Below are 16,933 nucleotides of genomic sequence, written 5' to 3' on the forward strand. Positions count from 1 at the left end.
CTCTCCCCCCCTGCCCCCGCCCCCCGCGGGGGCGCACCGCGTTCGCGCGGTGCGCCCCCGTCCCGTTTGCGCTCAGCGGTGCGCCCCCGTCCCGTTCCCGCTCAGTCGGAGGGGCAGCGGGCGCCGGCATCCGGCATCCGGCCGTCCACCAGGAAGGCGGTCACGGCGTCGCGCACGCAGCCGCTCTTGTCGTACGCGGTGTGCCCGTCGCCGTCCCGGGTGAGCAGCACGCCGTGCGGCAGACCGGCCGCCAGCCGCTGCGCCCACGAGTAGGGGGTGACCGGGTCGCCGGTGGAGCCGATCACCAGGATCGGGGCGCTGCCGGGCGCGGTCACGGTGTGCGGCTGCTCGGGCGAACGGTACGGCCAGGGGCGGCAGTCCGGGAGGAACAGCGTGGCCGCCGGGTCGTGCCGGGTGGTCAGGGGCGCCTTGGCGGCGAGCTCGGCGAGGGTCTCCGCCACCTCCCGCGCGGTGGGTGCCATCGGGGCGTCCGCGCAGTGGATGGCCGCGAAGGCGTCCGCCGCGGTCACGTAGTTCCCCTCCTCCGTACGGCCGTTGGCGCCGTCGGCGAGCTTGAGCAGGTCGTCGGCGGCACCGTGGGCGAGGGCCGGCTCCAGGGCGCCGCGCAGTCGCTGCCAGGAGCGGCCGCCGTCGCTCAGCACGTCGAGGACGCCGGCCCAGCCGAGCGCGGCGGTGAGGGTGCGGCCGTCGGAGGCGGTCAGCGGGTGGTCCTTGAGGCCGTCGAGGAAGTCGGCGAGCCGGTTCGGGGCGGTGGCCGGGTCGTCGCCGAACGGGCACCGGTCCGCGTCGGTCCCGGCACCGGCACCGGCGGCCGCATCGGCAGCGGCGGCGGCGCAGTCGGTGGCGAAGGCCCGGAACTCGGCCTCCATGGCGACGGCCTGTTCGCCGTTGAGGCGCAGCAGGTCGGTGCTGCGCTCGACGGCGCCGTCGAGGACGAGCCGGCCGGTGCGGTCGGGGAACTCCTCGGCGTAGAGGGCGCCGAGGTAGGTGCCGTAGGAGAGGCCGAGGAAGTCGAGCTTGCGCTCGCCGAGGGCGCCGCGCAGCACGTCCATGTCGCGGGCGCTGTCGCGGGTGCCGAGGTGCGGCAGGAGGTCGGCGTAGCGGGCAGCGCAGGCGTCGGCGAGGGTGCGGCCGTGCTCGTAGGCCGGGTCGTCGGTGCGCGTCCACTCGTCGCGGGTGCGGTCGTCCAGGCAGTGCACGGGGGTGGTGTCGCCGGCGCCGCGCGGGTCGAAGCCGACCAGGTCGTAGCGGTCGTGCAGGGCGGCGAAGCCCCTCCAGCGCCAGCGGGCCATGCCGACGCCGGAGCCGCCGGGGCCGCCGGGGTTGAGCAGCAGGGAGCCGATCCGCCCGCCGGGGTCGGCAGCGGGGACCCGGGCGACCGCGACCTCGACGGTGCGGCCGCCGGGGTCGGCGTAGTCCAGCGGGACCTTGAGGCGGGCGCACTGCACGACGGGCTCGTCCTGGTCGGCGTCGCCCTGGTCGGGGCAGGGGGCCCAGTCGATCCGCTGGTCGTAGAAGCCCTCCAGGGCCGGGGAGGTGCCCGCGGCGACCCGCTCGGCGAGCGGCGGGCGGCTCGCCGGGGCGACCGGCGCGCGCTGGCCGGCCGGGGCGCTGCAGCCGGCCGGGAGGGCGAGCAGGAGGGCGGCGAGCGCGGGCAGGGCGCGCCGCGGGAGGCGGAGGGTCATCGGGGCCACCGCCCACGAATACCACCCGGATACCACCCGTGCCGCACCCGGGGCGCACCGCACCCGGCGCCGAACGCCGAGCGCCGGTCGTCAGCCACCGGTCGACGGGCGTCAGCCGTCAGGCCGTCGGACGCGAGGCCCGCGGACGTCAACCACCGGCCGTCAGCCGTCAACCTTCGGACGTCAACCTTCGGACGTCAGCCGCCGATCGCGGACATCGGGCGCTCCGGCCGGACGAAGTCGGCGCTGTTGACGGCGTGTCCGGGGCCCTTGCCGGCCACCGAGAGCCGCCAGGCCGCCTCGATCCGGTCGTCGTCCGCGCCGCCGCGCAGCAGGGCCCGCAGGTCCGACTCCTCGGTGGCGAACAGGCAGTTGCGCAACTGCCCGTCGGCGGTGAGCCGCACCCGGTCGCAGCCGCCGCAGAACGGCCGGGTGACGGAGGCGATCACCCCGACCACCGCCTCCGTGCCGGCGATCCGCCACTCCTCCGCCGGCGCGTTGCCGTGCCGCCCGACGGGCACCAGGTCGAAGCGCTCGCCGAGCCGCGCGAGGATCTCGTCCGCCGTCACCATCGTGTCCCGCTCCCAGGCGCCCTGGGCGTCCAACGGCATGGACTCGATGAAGCGCATCCGGTAGCCGTGCCGGACGGCGAACTCGACCAGCGGCACGATCTCGTCGTCGTTGACCCCGCGCACCGGCACCGCGTTGATCTTCACCGGGTCCAGTCCGGCGGCCTTCGCGGCGGCGAGCCCCGCGAACACGTCGTCGATCCGGTCCCGCCGGGTGAGCGCCGCGAAGCGCTCGGGCCGGAGCGTGTCCAGACTGACGTTGACCCGCCGCAGCCCAACCTCCCGCAAGGGGACGGCGGTGCGGGCCAGGCCGATCCCGTTGGTCGTCAGCGACAGCTCCACTCCCAGCGCCGCCAGCCGCCCGATCAGCCCCACCACGCCGCGCCGCAGCAGCGGCTCGCCGCCCGTCAGCCGCACCGAGCGGATCCCCAGCCGCTCGACGGCGATCCGCACCAGCCGCACCACCTCGTCGTCGTCCAGCACCGAGTCCCGGGTGAGCCAGTCCAGCCCCTCCGCCGGCATGCAGTAGGTGCAGCGCAGGTTGCAGCGGTCGGTCAGCGAGACCCGCAGATCGGTGTGGACCCGGCCGAAGCGGTCCACCAGCGGGCGCCGCGGCTCGGGGTGCGGTGCGGTGTTCATCGACCCAGTACAGAGCCCGGGCGGCCCCGGGGCCAGCGGCCGAACCACCGGGGAGCACCCGCGACCTGCGCCTTCGCCTTGTGGATTCGTACAACCCGGGGGTGCTGCGCGGCCCCGCCCCGGCGGGGCAGGCTGGGGCCGTGCAGAACACAGCAGCCGCCGTCCCGGCCCTCGTCCTCGCCGCCGGGGGCGGGCGCCGGCTGGGCGGGCGGCCCAAGGCGCTGATCCGGTACGCGGGCCGTCCGCTGGTGGAGCACGCGGTGGCGACCGTACGGGCCGGCGGCTGCCCGGACGTCACGGTGGTGCTCGGCGCGGACGCCGGGCGGGTGCGGGCCACCGCCCACCTGCCGGGCTGCCGGCTGGTGGCCAATCCCGACTGGGCCGAGGGCATGGGCTCCTCGCTGCGGGCCGGACTGGCCGCACTGCCGTCCGGCGCCCCGGCGGTGCTGGTGATGCTGGTGGACACCCCGGGCGTGACCCCCGCCGCGGTGGCCCGGCTGCTGGCCGCCCACCGGGCGGGCGCCGAACTGGCCGCGGCGGCCTACGGGGGGCGGCGCGGCCACCCGGTGCTGATCGGCGCCCGGCACCTCGCCGAAGCGGCCGCGGGAGCCCGCGGCGACGCCGGGGCCCGCGCCCTGCTGGCGGCGCACGCCGGGGAGCTCGTCCTGGTCGAGTGCGCGGACGTCGCCGTCCCGGACGACCTGGACACCCCCGCCGACCTGGAACGCTGGTCCGCGCGCTGATCACCCCCCGGGACACCGCCGAGACGCCGGCGCACATCCTCCCCACGGCGGGTGTCAGGATCGCCCTACCCGGGCACCATCCCCTGATCCACCCCTGAGGATTGCCCCATTCCGCGCCCAGAACCGGGCGTTTCGGGGAGCATGGGAACCGTCCCACCTCCCCGACACCGACGGACGGAGCCCGCGATGGCCGGATTGCCCGACGACTTCACCGGACACGACCCCGCGCTGCCAGGGCCGGGGACAGGTGGTGGCGCCCGGGCGATCCGCTGCCCCGCCTGCCGCCGCGAGCACCTCTACGAGCCGCCGTCGCTGCCGTGCCCGTGCGGCGCCTCGCTGAAGGTGCCGCTGCTGCGTGGCGGGGTGCCGGTGCAGGTGCGGTTCCGCTCCTGGGAGGACTCCTGGCTGAGCATGCGCTGTCCGCACTGCGGCCGCTCCGACCAGTGGCCGCAGCCCGAGTTCACCTGCAACTGCGGCGCCACCGTCCGGCTCCCGGTGGACCGCGCCACCCGGCTGGGCAGCGGCACGGCCGGCCCGCTGGCCGCTCCCGGTGCGCCGACCACCCGCCCGCACCCGGCGCACCCGATGAGCGCCCCGGTGCCGACCCCGCCCGCGCCGCCCGGCGGGTCCGCCGGACGCCCCCGACCGTTCCGCCACCGCGCGCCGTTCCGCCCCCACCCGGTGCGGACCTCGCAGGACGCGGTGTTCACCGCCGCCCGCTACCTGGAGTGGCTGGGCTTCGACGACCTGGAGCTGACGGAGGCCCAGGAACGCGACGGGGTCACCCTGCTGGGCAGCCGGATGGTCGCCCAGGTCGACACCTGGACGGAGCCGGCCGATGTGAAGTCCGTCGAGTGCCTGTGGCTGCAGACCCTGCACGCCGAGGAGATGGCCGCCGCCATGTTCACCCTGGCGGGTTACTCGCACCAGGCCACCGTGCGCGGGGAACAGCTGCTGGTCGCCCTGTTCAGCCTCGACCTGGCCGGCGTCCCGCAGCCCGCCAACGGCGCCGCGGAGGCCCTGATGGAGACCGGCTGGACCTCCTGACCCGCCCGCGGGATCGCCTCCCGACCCGCCTGCGGGCCCGCCTCCGGGCCCGTCCCGTGGCCCGCCCCCGCCCCGTGGAACGCCCCTGCCTCCTGACGCCCCGGCCGCCTCGGCGTCCGTCCGCGGGCCGCATGGCGGGCGGCTCCGGGAACGGCTGCGGGCGGCCCGCGGACCGCCCGGGGGTGCCGAGCCGTTCCACTAGATCATTTCCCCGGGAAAAGCAACAACCTCCGCTCGTGATCTGGTGCACAAGCTCACCCCCGTGTTGAATTGCCGCCACAGCGCGGGCCGTCCGCCCTGCCGTCACCATGCGAACGACCGTGGCGGCGGGGCCCCACGGCCGGCCCGCGCCCATGCCGGATGGCGCACACAAGGAGGTGGCGTTGTCGGAGCACGGATGGGGCCCGGGCGATCCGGACGGGCGGGGGCGGGCGGCGACAGGGGAACCGGGCGACACCGTGTGGCGGTTACGCTCCCGGGGCTGCTGGCAGGAGGCCGCCGAACTGCTGCGCCCGAGCGCCGAACACGACCCCGCGGCCGCCCTCGCGCGGGCCGAACTCCTCATCGAGCAGTGCCTGTTCACCGCCGCCCACTGGACCCAGGCGGAGCAGGCGCTACGACTGGCCGAGGCGCTCGCCCAGGGCACCGAGCAACGGGCGGCCGCGGCCTGCGCCCGCGGCTTCCTGGCGTACCTGGCCAGCGTGCTCGGCCTCCGCGACCGGCTGGACGAGGCGCAGGCCGCGCTCGGCCGCACCTCGGCGCTGCTGCCGCCGGACGCGCCGGGCCGCCCGCTGCTGGACTTCCGGCGCGGACTCATCGCCGAGAACCTGCTGCGCGACCGCGGCGCCGCCTGGATCGCCTACCGCCGGGCGCACGAGGGTGCGGGGGAGCGCGGGGACGAACTGCTGCGCTCCTACACCTGGCGGCACCTGGCGGCGCTGGCGCTCTCGCGCGGGGAGCGCGGGAACGCCAGGGAGGGGTTCGACGCCTCCCTGCGGCTGCGCGAGCAACTCGGCTTCACGGTGGGGGTGGCGCCGGCGCTCGCGGCGCTCGCCGAGGTGTCCGAGCCTGCCGAGGCCGCCCGGCTGCGGGCCGAGGCCGCCCGACTGGTCCACGCCCTGGGCGGGGTGCCGGTCTGGCTCGCGCGCCAACTGGGCACCACCCAGGGCGCCGTTCCGACGCCGGCGCCTCCCCCGACCGGACGCATCGCCGACGAGACCTGGGGCGCCATCAGCTAAGGTGAGGCTAACCTGTCCGGAGTGAGCAGTGCCCCGGACAGGTCGCCTTGCCGTTCCCCGGGCACCGCCCTGCCCCGGTCCGGCCGGGCCCGGCCGCCGTACGCCGCCGGGCCCGCCGGTGCACCGCCCGGCGGGCCCGGTCGACCCGATGGGGGCCGCCCATGACCGCGAGCAGCACCCGGCCCGGCCCCGCGCCGTACGCCCCCCGCACCGCCGGGGCGCGCGCCCACGCCCCCGCACCGGACTCCCCCACTCCCTGCGCGCCCTCGTACCACCGGCTGGCCGTGCTCGACCCGGTCGTACGGGTGCGCTGCGCACCGCCCCGGCCGGGCGACGGCCGACCGGACTCCGCCGGCCCCGCGGCCGCCCGCCTGATCCCCGCCGGGCCGATCTGCGCCGGCCCGACCGCCCCCGACCGGACCGGCACCGGCCCGGTCGCCGCAGGCCTGGCCTCCGCCGGCCTGGCCACGGCCGGCCTGACCATCGCCGACCTGGCCGCGGAGCCCGCGGCGGTGCGCGCCTGGATCGCCCACGACGCCCGGGAGGGCCTCGCCCGCTACGGGCGGCCGCTGCGCCCGGACGTGGCCGCCGGCTTCGGGCTGCACCGCTTCGTCTGGCCGGTCTCGCTGCTGTTCACCGTGCCGTGGTTCCTGGAGCGGCGCGTCCCGCTGCTCGGCCCGGGAGACGTCTCGGTGCGCCGGGCAGCGGTCTGGGACTCGGGCGCGGACTCGGGCTCTGATTCAGGAGCGGACTCGGGAGCGGGCTCGAGTCCGGGCCCGGTCGAGCTGACCGTCCGGCCGGAGGCCTTCGTCTGCCTGCCGGACGACCCCGCGGCCGCGTCGCCGCAGGCCCGCACCGCGCCGGACGAGGAGGCGCTGGCCGCCGAACTGCGCCGCACGCTGGGAGAGTTCCTCGAACCGGTCCTGGCCGCCTTCGCTCCGGCGGTGCGGCGCGGCCCGCGCGTGTTGTGGGCGATGGCCACCGACGCGGTGGTCGAGGGACTCGGGTACGCGGGCGGGCTGCTCGGGGAGCGGGAGCGGGCGCGCGCCGAGCTGACCGCGCTGCTGGCGCCCGGGGAGCCCGCCGCGTGCGCGCCCGGCGCGGGGCGGTGCCCCGCTCCCGCCCCCGCACCCTTCACCCCGGGCGCGGGGTTCACGGAGCCGGCGCCCGCACCAACGGCCGCCCCAGACGGAGCGGGCAGCGCGGTGAGCCGCCCGGCGGACACCGCGGACGGTCCGGCGGAGGGCGCGGACGGTGCTTCGGACACCGACCGAGCCCGGGCCAGTTGCTGCCTCGTGTACACCGTCGAGCCCGCCGACATGTGCGGCGGCTGCCCCCGGATCCGGCGGCGCTGAGCGGCACCGCCTCCGGGTCACGCGAGGTTGACGAAAATACGTCCGACAACGAATCGGGAAAGCCCGGGATTTCGGGAGAAATCCGGTTCGGATTCATATGACGATCCGATTGACGCCGGGCCGAAGGTCCCTCTCTCCAGCGCATTGACGACGAATCAGCCGTTCCCCCGCCACGCATCCGCCATGATGGTCCCCGCCATCACGGCGCAGGAACGCGACGCAGGAAAGCGAGGCTGGTTCCGGCGATGAAATTGTCCGACATACCGCTCGGCTGGGCCGTCACCGGGGTTGCGGGGCTGCTGGTCAGCGCGCTCCTGGTGGCCCTGGCCCGGAGCCGGGGATCCGCTTCCGCCGCCGGCGCGGATTCCTGGGAGCGTTCCGAGGAACGGCGCCGCCACAAGGAATCCCTGTACGGCGCGGCCTCGTACACGCTGCTGTTCTGCTGCGCCGGGGTCGCGGCCGCACTGTCCTTCCACGGGCTGGTCGGCTTCGGCGTGCAGAACCTCGGTCTCTCCGGCGGCTGGGAGTACCTCGTCCCGTTCGGCCTCGACGGCGCCGCGATGTTCTGCTCGGTGCTCGCCGTCCGGGAGGCCAGCCACGGTGACGCCGCGCTCGGCTCCCGGCTGCTGGTCTGGCTGTTCGCCGGTGCCTCCGCCTGGTTCAACTGGGTGCACGCCCCGCGCGGCTTCGGCCACGCCGGCGCCCCCCAGTTCTTCTCCGGCATGTCGCTGTCCGCGGCGATCCTCTTCGACCGGGCGCTCAAGCAGACCCGCCGGGCCGCGCTGCGCGAACAGGGCCTGGTGCCCCGCCCGTTGCCGCAGATCCGCATCGTCCGCTGGCTGCGCGCCCCGCGCGAGACCTACGCGGCCTGGTCGCTGATGCTGCTGGAGGGGGTGCGCAGCCTGGACGAGGCGGTGGACGAGGTCCGCGAGGACAAGCGGGAGCGGGCCCTGGAGAAGGAGCGCCGCAGGCTCGCGGGCCGCCGTGAGCGGGCCGAGATCCGGGCGCTCAACCGGGGCGGCCACTGGCGCGGACGCGGCGGCGGTGCACGGCAGTTGGAGTCCGGCTCGGAGCCCGCCATAGCCGGCGGGTCCGGCTCGGAGCGGCCCGAGGTGACGGCCGCCGCTCCCCGCGAGGGCGGCCCGCGCGAGGTCGGCGCGGCCGAGGGCACCGTCGTCCAGCCGGGCCTGCCGGCCCGCCCGGAGCGGCGCACCATCGACCTCACCGTGGACGAGGACACCGTCACGCTCCCCCGGCTGGACTCGCTGGAGCGCAAACTCAAGGACCTGGAGCAGCAGTTCGGCTAGTCCCTGGGGGGCGGCCCCGCGGAATCGTCCCCGGCCGCCCCGGGTCGGTTCGGTTCCGGAGGCCGGGCGTGAGGACCACCTCGGCGTGGCGGCCTTCCCCCTGTTCGACACGTTCGCTCCCCGGCCGACGCACAGGAAGTCGGCCCGGCCGACTTCCCCTCCCACCACTCACCCCGGCACCGAGGAGCCGGTCCGCGCTCGGCGAGCGCCCGGGCAGCTGGAGTTCCAGCCACGGCAACGGCAGCGTCGGTGGCATCGCGGACATCGCCGACACCGACGGCTCCGGACGCCGACCGCCGCGGCGGCGCCTCCGCTCAGGCGGCGCTCGCCCCGCTGAGTTCGAACCACATCCGCTTGCCGGAGCCGCGCGGCTCCACGCCCCAGGCGTCCGCCAGTGCCTCGACCAGCATCAGTCCGCGCCCGGAGGAGGCCTGCTCGCCCGGCGTGCGGCGGGTCGGCCACAGGTCGGACTCGTCCTCGACCTCGACCCGCAGCCGGGCCCGGCCGCCGTCCGACTCCGGCTCCCGGTAGAGCCGGGCGGTGAACATGGCGTCCCGGTCGGTGTGCCGGATGGCGTTGGTGACCAGCTCGGAGGAGAGCAGTTCGGCGGTGTCGATGAACTCGGCGACGCCCCAGCGGCGCAGCGCGTCGCGCAGTTCGGCGCGGACCTCGGCGACCCGCGCGAGGTCGGCCTGGCCGATCCGGCGGCGCAGCTGCTGGGTGGTGAGCCCACCCGCCGGGCCGTCCCAGCGCAGGAGCAGCAGCGCTATGTCGTCCTCGCGCTCGCTGGAGTCGGCGGCCTGGGAGGCGATCCGGTCGGCCAGGTCCTCGAGCGGGTCGCGGGCGGCCTCCTCGGCGGCCGGCAGCGGGCGGGCGAGGGCGCGGGTGAGCCGGCCGATGCCCTCGTCCAGGTCCATGCCGCGGGCCTCGACCAGGCCGTCGGTGCACAGCAGCACCGTCTCGCCCGGGTCCAGGCTGAACCGGGTGACCCGGTACTCCTGGTCCGGGTCGATGCCCAGCGGCAGTCCGCCGGCCACCGGCACCACGGCGGCGGTGCCGTCGGCGCGGCGCACCACCGGGTCGAGGTGGCCGGCCCGCACCGCGTAGACCACGCCGTAGTCCACGTTGACCTCCGCGTAGGTGCAGGTGGCGAAGTGGTCGGTGTCCAGGTCGGCGAGGAAGCGGGAGGCCCGGGCCATCACCGCGGCGGGCGGGTGGCCCTCCGCCGCGTAGGCGCGCAGCGCGATCCGCAGCTGGCCCATGATCCCGGCGGCGTGCACGTCATGGCCCTGGACGTCGCCGATCACCAGGCCGACGTGCCCGCCGGGCAGCGGCACCACGTCGTACCAGTCGCCGCCGATCTGCAGGCCGGAGCCGGCCGCGAGGTAGCGCACGGCGGTGGTCACCCCGGGCACGGAGGGGACGGTGCGCGGCAGCATCACCCGCTGCAGGCCGGCCGCCAGCTCGTGCTCGGCGTCGTGCAGCCGGGCCCGGGCCAGCGACTGGGCGACCAGCCCGCCGAGGGTGGTCAGCAGGGTGCGCTCGTCGGCGTCCAGTTCCCGCTCGTCGTCGAAGCTGACCACGCAGACGCCGATCGGCCGGCCGCTGGCCACCAGCGGCAGGTAGGCCCAGGAGCCGCGGCCGGTGCGGTTGGTCTGCTCCCAGACGTCGGCGTAGCGGTCGCGGAACTCCTCGCGGTTGGAGACGAACACCGGCGTGCGGTGCTTGAGCGCCTCGGCGGCCGGGTGGCCGGGCGGCAGCACGGCGCGGTCCCAGACGGCGAGCGACTCCGAGCGGTAGCCGGAGGCGCCCAGGATCTGCGCCCGGCCGGCCTCGAAGGAGGCGAGCACGAGGCCGTCCGGCGGCAGACCGGGCAGCGGCAGTTCGGTGAAGACCCGGGCCACGTCCCGGACGGTGACGGCCTCGGAGAGGGCGCGGGCGGCCTCCTTGATGAACCGGGAGCGCTCCTCGCGCAGCAGGGCGAGCCGGTCGGCGCGGTCGCGCTTGTGCAGTTCGACGGTGGCGTCCCAGACGAAGCCCACCATCCGGGAGGCGCGGCCGAAGGCGTCCGCGAGGACCCGGCCGCGGAAGCGCACCGCCCGCATCGTGCCGTTCGGGCCGACGGTGCGGTAGTAGGCGCCGCACTGGCCCAGTTCGGCCACCGCCCGCTCCACCCGGCGGCGCACCACGGGCGCGTCCTCGGGGTGCAGCAGGGACATGAAGGAGGCGGCGGTGCGGTCGAAGCGGCTGCGTTCGACGTCGTCCAGGCCGATGATCGCGCAGGCGCGCTGGTCGCCCTCCAGGACGTCGCGGCGGATGTCCCAGTCGAAGGAGCCGATGCCGTTGGCGGCCATCGCGGGCTCCAGCCAGTCCGGCATGGAGTCGGTGGAGGAGGGCGGCAGGCCGCCGGACAGCACGGGTGCCAGTCGTCCGGAGGCGAGCACGGGGGGCGTGCGCAGCTGGCTCCGGCGGGAGGCCTGCGCGGGCGGGCGGGCGGCTCGCGGCGGCTCCACGGCGGGCGCGCCGGGAGGAAGGGCCGGCCCCGGCGACTCGGGCTCAGTGGGCATGCTGCTCCTGCCGCTGCCGTGGCGGACCGCGCCGACCGTCCGGACGGGCCGCGTGGCGGTGTGATGGGTCGTGCTGGATCGGACGGTGCCGACGGACGGTGGTCAGTCGAGGTTCGGGTCTCCCCGCTGCTTCCCGCACGTGGACACACATTCCCACCATCCTGGCCAATGTTCGGCCCAGCGGCAATGGCAACGGGCGGGAAATCTTGGGCTCTGCCTTGTGGTCAGGGTGTGCTTCGGGGACGGATCGATCGACGGCGAACGGTGCGGTGGGGAGAGGGGTACGGGCCGTGACGGAAGGCGACGGCTCGGGGCGGGCACCGTTCGGGGCGGGCGCCCCTCGGGGCGGGGGCGGCGCTCAGGACGGGGCGCCGCTCGGGACGGGGGCGCGACTCGGGGCGTGGACGCCGTTCAGGGCGTGGACGCCGCTCAGGGCAGGCGAGCTCAGGGCAGGGCGAGCTCGAACCAGGTGATCTTGCCGTCGCCCTTCAGCTGCACGCCCCAGGAATCCGCGAGCGCCTCCACCAGCAGCAGGCCGCGCCCGGAGGTCGCGTACTCGGGCTCCGGGTCGCGGCGGCGCCCCGGCAGCCGGCTCGCGCCGTCCTGCACCTCGATCCGCAGCCGACTGTCCGTGCCGAGGACGGCGTCGAAGACGGCGCCCTTGCCGGTGTGCAGCAGCGCGTTGGTGACCAGCTCGGAGGAGAGCAGTTCGGCGGTGTCGGAAAGCTCCGGCACTCCCCAGTGGCTCAGGGCCGTGCGCAGCCGGTGGCGGACCGCGCCGACCGCGACCAGGTCCGCCGGGTCGATCGTCAGGTGGAGCCGGCGGTGCACCGCGCAGCCGGGCGCCGACGCGCCGGACACGGTCGTCCCGGTGCCGGCGGCAGGGCCCTGGGCCGTCCCGGCCCGGTAGGCGTCGCCCGAACTCGTCCGCTGTCGCGGGAATCGCGACTGACCGTCCATCAACACATGCCCCCGCCCTCGAATCCGGGCCCCCGCCTCCGGATCCCCCGCCGGCCGGGTCGCCCCCTCGTTCTGACCACCCATCCTCATGCCCAGTTGACGACGTTTGCAACAGTGTGCGTCCGATCACGTGGGGTGAAAGGGGCACGGGGAGGTTCACGTGATCCAACTGCCCGCGCCGGACAGGTTTGCGAAGCGCAGTGGCGGTTTTCGAAGCCGTCCCCGTCCGATCCCGCGCACACCCGGCGCCCGGACGGACCGTGCGCCCGGCCGCGCGCCCCGGCTCGGCGGGGGCCACGCGGGGCGCGCGGACGCCGCCCTCACCCCCACCGCCCGCCCGACGGGCCGGACCGGGTCGGAGCCGCAAGGCTGGTCCCGGAAGGCTGGTCCCGGAAGGTGGACGGGGAGGCTGGACACGGCGCCCCGGTCCGGGTTCAATGACCCCCAGATGTTTGAACGACGTTCTAAACGATGGTGCGAACATCACCCCGGAAGCCCCCGGCCCCGGCCACCCCCTCCCCGGCCGACGAGCGAGCGAGGAACCGTGCGACTGACCCCCACCGAGCGGGACCGGCTGCTGATCTTCACAGCAGCCGAGCTGGCCCGCGCCCGCCGCGCCCGGGGCGTGCGCCTCAACATTCCCGAGGCCACCGCCCTGATCGCGGACACCGTCTGCGAGGCCGCCCGCGACGGCCTGCGCCTGGCCGAGGCCATCGAGGCCGGCCGCTCCGTCCTGACCGCCGACGACGTGCTGCCCGGCGTGCCGGACGTGGTCACCGTCGTCCAGGTCGAGGCGGTCTTCGAGGACGGGACCCGCCTCGCCGTCGTCAACGACCCGTTCAAGGGCGCCGGCTCGCTCGGCGACGACGCCCCCGGCACCGCCCTGGCCGGCGACGGCGACGGCTACGACCCGGTCGAGGAGACGCTGCTGATCCCCGTCCACAACACCTCCGAGGTGCCGATCTCGGTCACCTCGCACTTCCACTTCTTCGAGGCCAACCCGCGCCTGGCCTTCGACCGCGCCGCCGCCTACGGCACCCACCTCGCCGTCCCGGCCGGCTCCTCGGTCCGCTTCGACCCGGGCGCCACCGTCGAGGTCGGCCTGGTGCCGATCGGCGGCCGACGGGTCGCGATCGGGTTCGCGGGGCTCGTGGACGGCCCCCTGGACGCGCCCGGCGCGAAGGAGGCCGCCCTCGAGAAGGCCCGCGCGACCGGCTACCTGACCAGCTTCGACGACGCGGAGGTGCCGTCATGACGTCGATCACTCCCCACGACTACATCTCCGTGCACGGCCCCCGCGCCGGGGACCGGATCCGGCTCGGCGACAGCGGCCTGATCGTCCGGGTCGAGTCCGACTCCCAGGCGCCCGGCGACGAGTTCCTGGCCGGCTTCGGCAAGACCGCCCGCGACGGCCTGCACCTCAAGCCCGCCGCCGTGCGCGACACCTGCGACGTGGTGATCAGCAACGTGCTGGTCATCGACGCGATCCAGGGCATCCGCAAGACCTCCATCGGTCTGATCGGCGGCCGGATCGCCTCGATCGGCCGGGCCGGCAACCCGGACACCCTGGACGGCGTGGACGTGGTCGTCGGCACCGGCACCACGATCGTCTCCGGCGAGGGCATGATCGCCACCGCCGGCGCCATCGACACCCATGTCCACCTGCTCTCGCCGCGGATCATGGAGGCCTCGCTCGCCTCCGGGGTCACCACCATCATCGGCCAGGAGTTCGGCCCGGTCTGGGGCGTCGGCGTCAACTCCCCGTGGGCGCTGCGCCACGCCTTCAACGCCTTCGACGCCTGGCCCGTCAACATCGGCTTCCTGGGCCGCGGCTCGTCCTCCGACGAGGCCCCGCTGATCGAGGCCCTGGCCGAGGGCGGCGCCTCCGGCTTCAAGGTGCACGAGGACATGGGCGCCCACACCCGCGCCCTGGACACCGCGCTGCGGGTCGCCGAGGAGTACGACGTCCAGGTCGCCCTGCACACCGACGGCCTGAACGAGTGCCTCTCCGTCGAGGACACCCTGAAGGTGCTGGAGGGCCGCACCATCCACGCCTTCCACATCGAGGGCTGCGGCGGCGGGCACGTCCCCAACGTGCTGAAGATGGCGGGCGTGCCGAACGTCATCGGCTCCTCGACCAACCCCACCCTGCCCTTCGGCCGGGACGCGCTCGGCGAGCACTTCGGCATGATCGTCTCCGCCCACGACCTCAAGGTCGACCTGCCCGGCGACGCCGCCATGGCCCGCGACCGCATCCGGGCCGGCACCATGGGCGCCGAGGACGTGCTGCACGACCTCGGGGTCATCGGCATCACCTCCTCCGACGCCCAGGGCATGGGCCGGGCCGGCGAGACCGTGCGCCGCACCTTCGCCATGGCCGGCAAGATGAAGGCCGAACTCGGCCCCATGGACGGCACCGGCTCCTACGGGACGACCGCGGGCGGCGACGACAACGAGCGCGTGCTGCGCTACATCGCCAAGCTCACGATCAACCCGGCCATCGCCCACGGCCTCGCGCACGAGGTCGGCTCGATCGAGGTCGGCAAGCTCGCCGACATCGTGCTGTGGCGCCCGGACCACTTCGGGGCCAAGCCGCAGCTCGTCCTCAAGGCCGGCTTCCCCGCCTACGGCGTGGTCGGCGACCCCAACGCCTCCACCGACCGCTGCGAACCGCTCGTCCTCGGCCCGCAGTTCGGCGCCCACGGCGCCACCGCCGCCGACATCTCGGTGGCCTTCGTCGCCCAGGCCGCCGCCGACGGCGCCTACCTCGACCGCCCCGCCGACGGACTGCCCACCCGCCGCCGCCGCGTCGGCGTCCGGGGCACCCGCGGCATCGGGCCGCGCGACATGGTCCGCAACGCCCGGATCGGCCAAGTCGAGGTCACCGAGACCGGACTGGTCTCGCTGGACGGCTCGCCGCTGCGCTCCGATCCCGCCGACAGCGTGTCCCTCAGCCGCCTCTACTTCCTCTGACTCCGCTGATCCCCTCCCCCTCCGATCCTCCCCTCAAGGACTCGACGATGACCACCCCCACGCCCGCCTCGCTCGGCTACCGGATGCCCGCCGAATGGCACCCCCACGACCGCACCTGGATGGCCTTCCCGACCACCAACCCCACCTTCGACGGGCCCGAAGCGCTGGACGCGGCACGCCGGGCCTGGGCGGCCGTGGCCGACACCATCGTCAGGTACGAGCCGGTGACCCTGATCGTCAACACCGGTGAGACCGAGGCCGCCCGCCGCTACGTCTCCGAGCAGGTCGAGATCGTCGAGCGTCCGCTTAACGACGCCTGGATGCGCGACATCGGCCCGTCCTTCCTGATCGACGGCAAGGGCTCGGTGGCCGCCGCCGACTGGATCTTCAACGGCTGGGGCGCGCAGTCCTGGGCCCGCTGGGACAAGGACCAGCACATCGCCGAGCACATCGGCGAACTCACCGGCGTCCAGCGCTTCGCCTCCCGGCTGATCAACGAGGGCGGCGGCATCCACGTCGACGGCGAGGGCACGGTGCTGGTCACCGAGACCGTCCAGCTCGGCGAGGGCCGCAACGCCGAGTGGACCAAGGAGGAGGTCGAGGCCGAGCTGCACGCCTTCCTCGGCACCACCAAGGCGATCTGGCTGCCGCGCGGACTCACCCGCGACTACGACGAGTTCGGCACCCGCGGCCACATCGACATCGTCGCCTCCTTCGTGCGCCCCGGCGTCGTCGTCGCCCACGTCCAGCCGGACCCGGCCCACCCTGACCACGAGGTCTGCAAGGAGCTGGTCGCCATCCTGCGCGCCTCCACCGACGCCCAGGGCCGCCCGCTGGAGGTCATCGAACTGCCCGCCCCCACCGTCCTGCTGGACGAGGACGGCGAGCCGGTCGACTACTCCTACATCAACCACTACGTGGCCAACGGCGCGGTCATCCTGTGCGCCTTCGCCGACCCGCGCGACCAGGAGGCCGCCGACATCCTCGCCAAGGCCTACCCCGGCCGCACCGTCGAACTCGTCGACGCCCGCGAGATCTTCGCCAACGGCGGCGGCATCCACTGCATCACCCAGCAGCAGCCGAAGGCCCTCTGATCCCCTGAGCCGCCCTTCCCGGGTGGGAGCCGTGCGCTCCCACCCGGACGAGCCTTCCGAGCCCCGCACCACCGAGGGAGAGCACAGCACATGGCGGACGCCCGCCCGCGCCGCCCGGCGCGCCCCCGCGAGGAGGTCTTCGCCACCGCCCGGGCCGCGATCGCCGAACACGGGCTCGCCAAGCTCACCATGGCCGGGCTCGGCAAGCAGCTCCAGATGAGCGCCGGACACCTCCTCTACTACTTCGGCAGCAAGGACCAGCTGCTGCTGGAGACCCTCCGCTGGAGCGAGGACCAACTCGGCGCCCGCCGCCACGAGGCCCTCACCGACCACACCGCCGACCCCTGGCAACGGCTGGACGCCTACCTGCGGCTCTACCTGCCCGAGGGACCGGGCGACCCGCGCTGGATCCTCTGGGTCGAGGTCTGGGGCCGCTCCCCCGCGAGCGCCGAGATCCGCCAGGGCCAGCAGGAGATCGAGGCCCCCTGGCAGGCCGACCTGGTCGCCCTCCTCGAAGAGGGCGCCACCACCGGCCACTTCACCCCCGGTCCGGCCGCCGACCGCGCCACCCAACTGCGCGCCCTCCTGGACGGCCTCGCCGTCCCCATCGCCATCGGCCTCCCCGGCGCCCACCGCCCCGCTGCCCTCACCCAGGCCACAGCGGTCGCCCGGATCCTGCTGCGCACCTGAGCCAGCGGAGGGCGCGGACTGGTGCGCGGGAAGTCGGCCGGGCCG

General features: G+C 75.5%; 13 protein-coding genes. 9 read left to right on the top strand and 4 right to left on the bottom strand.

Going from position 1 to position 16,933, the window contains the following annotated elements:
* Positions 1-101 precede the first annotated feature (101 nt).
* A complete protein-coding gene (locus ABT247_RS22345; protein ID WP_350744804.1) occupies positions 102-1,706 on the bottom strand; it encodes an alpha/beta hydrolase in 1,605 nt (534 codons plus the stop codon).
* Between the two features lie 197 nt (positions 1,707-1,903).
* Positions 1,904-2,914, bottom strand: a complete 1,011-nt coding sequence (gene moaA / locus ABT247_RS22350; protein ID WP_350744806.1) for a GTP 3',8-cyclase MoaA — start codon at positions 2,912-2,914, stop codon at positions 1,904-1,906.
* 140 nt (positions 2,915-3,054) lie between these two features.
* On the opposite strand from moaA, the gene ABT247_RS22355 reads away from it, so the two are divergent.
* The 5 genes from ABT247_RS22355 to ABT247_RS22375 all read left to right on the top strand — a co-directional run bounded on the left by ABT247_RS22355 (position 3,055) and on the right by ABT247_RS22375 (position 8,604).
* Positions 3,055-3,657, top strand: coding sequence for a nucleotidyltransferase family protein (locus ABT247_RS22355; protein ID WP_350744808.1), 603 nt, complete (start codon positions 3,055-3,057; stop codon positions 3,655-3,657).
* Positions 3,658-3,843: 186 nt separating this feature from the next.
* Positions 3,844-4,704, top strand: a complete 861-nt coding sequence (locus tag ABT247_RS22360) for a hypothetical protein (RefSeq protein ID WP_350744810.1) — start codon at positions 3,844-3,846, stop codon at positions 4,702-4,704.
* Between the two features lie 353 nt (positions 4,705-5,057).
* A complete protein-coding gene (locus ABT247_RS22365; protein ID WP_502892482.1) occupies positions 5,058-5,942 on the top strand; it encodes a hypothetical protein in 885 nt (294 codons plus the stop codon).
* Positions 5,943-6,103: 161 nt separating this feature from the next.
* Positions 6,104-7,297, top strand: a complete 1,194-nt coding sequence (locus tag ABT247_RS22370) for a (2Fe-2S)-binding protein (RefSeq protein ID WP_350744814.1) — start codon at positions 6,104-6,106, stop codon at positions 7,295-7,297.
* A gap of 245 nt (positions 7,298-7,542) precedes the next feature.
* The gene (locus ABT247_RS22375) at positions 7,543-8,604 is read left to right on the top strand and encodes a DUF2637 domain-containing protein (RefSeq protein WP_350744816.1); all 1,062 of its coding nucleotides are present in this window, start codon (positions 7,543-7,545) and stop codon (positions 8,602-8,604) included.
* Between the two features lie 314 nt (positions 8,605-8,918).
* Here the strand turns inward: ABT247_RS22375 and ABT247_RS22380 are convergent, their stop codons facing one another.
* Positions 8,919-11,171 (bottom strand): SpoIIE family protein phosphatase, encoded by a 2,253-nt coding sequence (locus ABT247_RS22380; protein WP_350744818.1) that lies wholly within the window; start codon positions 11,169-11,171, stop codon positions 8,919-8,921.
* Between the two features lie 444 nt (positions 11,172-11,615).
* Positions 11,616-12,131 carry an ATP-binding protein gene (locus ABT247_RS22385; RefSeq protein ID WP_350744820.1) on the bottom strand — a complete coding sequence of 172 codons (516 nt, stop codon included), beginning with the start codon at positions 12,129-12,131 and terminating at the stop codon, positions 11,616-11,618.
* Positions 12,132-12,675: 544 nt separating this feature from the next.
* On the opposite strand from ABT247_RS22385, the gene ureA reads away from it, so the two are divergent.
* The 4 genes from ureA to ABT247_RS22405 all read left to right on the top strand — a co-directional run bounded on the left by ureA (position 12,676) and on the right by ABT247_RS22405 (position 16,888).
* Complete coding sequence (ureA, locus tag ABT247_RS22390) at positions 12,676-13,386, top strand: urease subunit gamma (RefSeq protein WP_350744822.1); 711 nt, start codon at positions 12,676-12,678, stop codon at positions 13,384-13,386.
* Positions 13,383-15,104, top strand: coding sequence for an urease subunit alpha (locus ABT247_RS22395; protein WP_350744824.1), 1,722 nt, complete (start codon positions 13,383-13,385; stop codon positions 15,102-15,104). Before ureA ends, ABT247_RS22395 begins: the two co-directional genes overlap by 4 nt.
* Before the next feature lie 47 nt (positions 15,105-15,151).
* Entirely contained in the window at positions 15,152-16,198 is a 1,047-nt protein-coding gene (locus ABT247_RS22400; protein WP_350744826.1) for an agmatine deiminase family protein, read from the top strand.
* 90 nt (positions 16,199-16,288) lie between these two features.
* Positions 16,289-16,888, top strand: coding sequence for a TetR/AcrR family transcriptional regulator (locus ABT247_RS22405; protein ID WP_350744828.1), 600 nt, complete (start codon positions 16,289-16,291; stop codon positions 16,886-16,888).
* Positions 16,889-16,933: the final 45 nt, after the last annotated feature.

Origin of the sequence: Kitasatospora sp. NPDC001539 (assembly GCF_040298565.1) — a bacterium.
Classification (GTDB): Bacteria; Actinomycetota; Actinomycetes; order Streptomycetales; family Streptomycetaceae; genus Kitasatospora.

What these genes read in the sequence shown, in the direction of transcription:
- ABT247_RS22400 (WP_350744826.1), top strand. Translation starts at nt 15,152, where the DNA reads ATGACCACCCCCACGCCCGCCTCGCTCGGCTACCGGATGCCCGCCGAA.
- moaA (WP_350744806.1), bottom strand. Translation starts at nt 2,914, where the DNA reads ATGAACACCGCACCGCACCCCGAGCCGCGGCGCCCGCTGGTGGACCGC.
- ABT247_RS22360 (WP_350744810.1), top strand. Translation starts at nt 3,844, where the DNA reads ATGGCCGGATTGCCCGACGACTTCACCGGACACGACCCCGCGCTGCCA.
- ABT247_RS22385 (WP_350744820.1), bottom strand. Translation starts at nt 12,131, where the DNA reads ATGGACGGTCAGTCGCGATTCCCGCGACAGCGGACGAGTTCGGGCGAC.
- ABT247_RS22345 (WP_350744804.1), bottom strand. Translation starts at nt 1,706, where the DNA reads ATGACCCTCCGCCTCCCGCGGCGCGCCCTGCCCGCGCTCGCCGCCCTC.
- ABT247_RS22365 (WP_502892482.1), top strand. Translation starts at nt 5,058, where the DNA reads ATGCCGGATGGCGCACACAAGGAGGTGGCGTTGTCGGAGCACGGATGG.
- ABT247_RS22380 (WP_350744818.1), bottom strand. Translation starts at nt 11,171, where the DNA reads ATGCCCACTGAGCCCGAGTCGCCGGGGCCGGCCCTTCCTCCCGGCGCG.
- ABT247_RS22405 (WP_350744828.1), top strand. Translation starts at nt 16,289, where the DNA reads ATGGCGGACGCCCGCCCGCGCCGCCCGGCGCGCCCCCGCGAGGAGGTC.
- ABT247_RS22370 (WP_350744814.1), top strand. Translation starts at nt 6,104, where the DNA reads ATGACCGCGAGCAGCACCCGGCCCGGCCCCGCGCCGTACGCCCCCCGC.
- ABT247_RS22395 (WP_350744824.1), top strand. Translation starts at nt 13,383, where the DNA reads ATGACGTCGATCACTCCCCACGACTACATCTCCGTGCACGGCCCCCGC.
- ABT247_RS22375 (WP_350744816.1), top strand. Translation starts at nt 7,543, where the DNA reads ATGAAATTGTCCGACATACCGCTCGGCTGGGCCGTCACCGGGGTTGCG.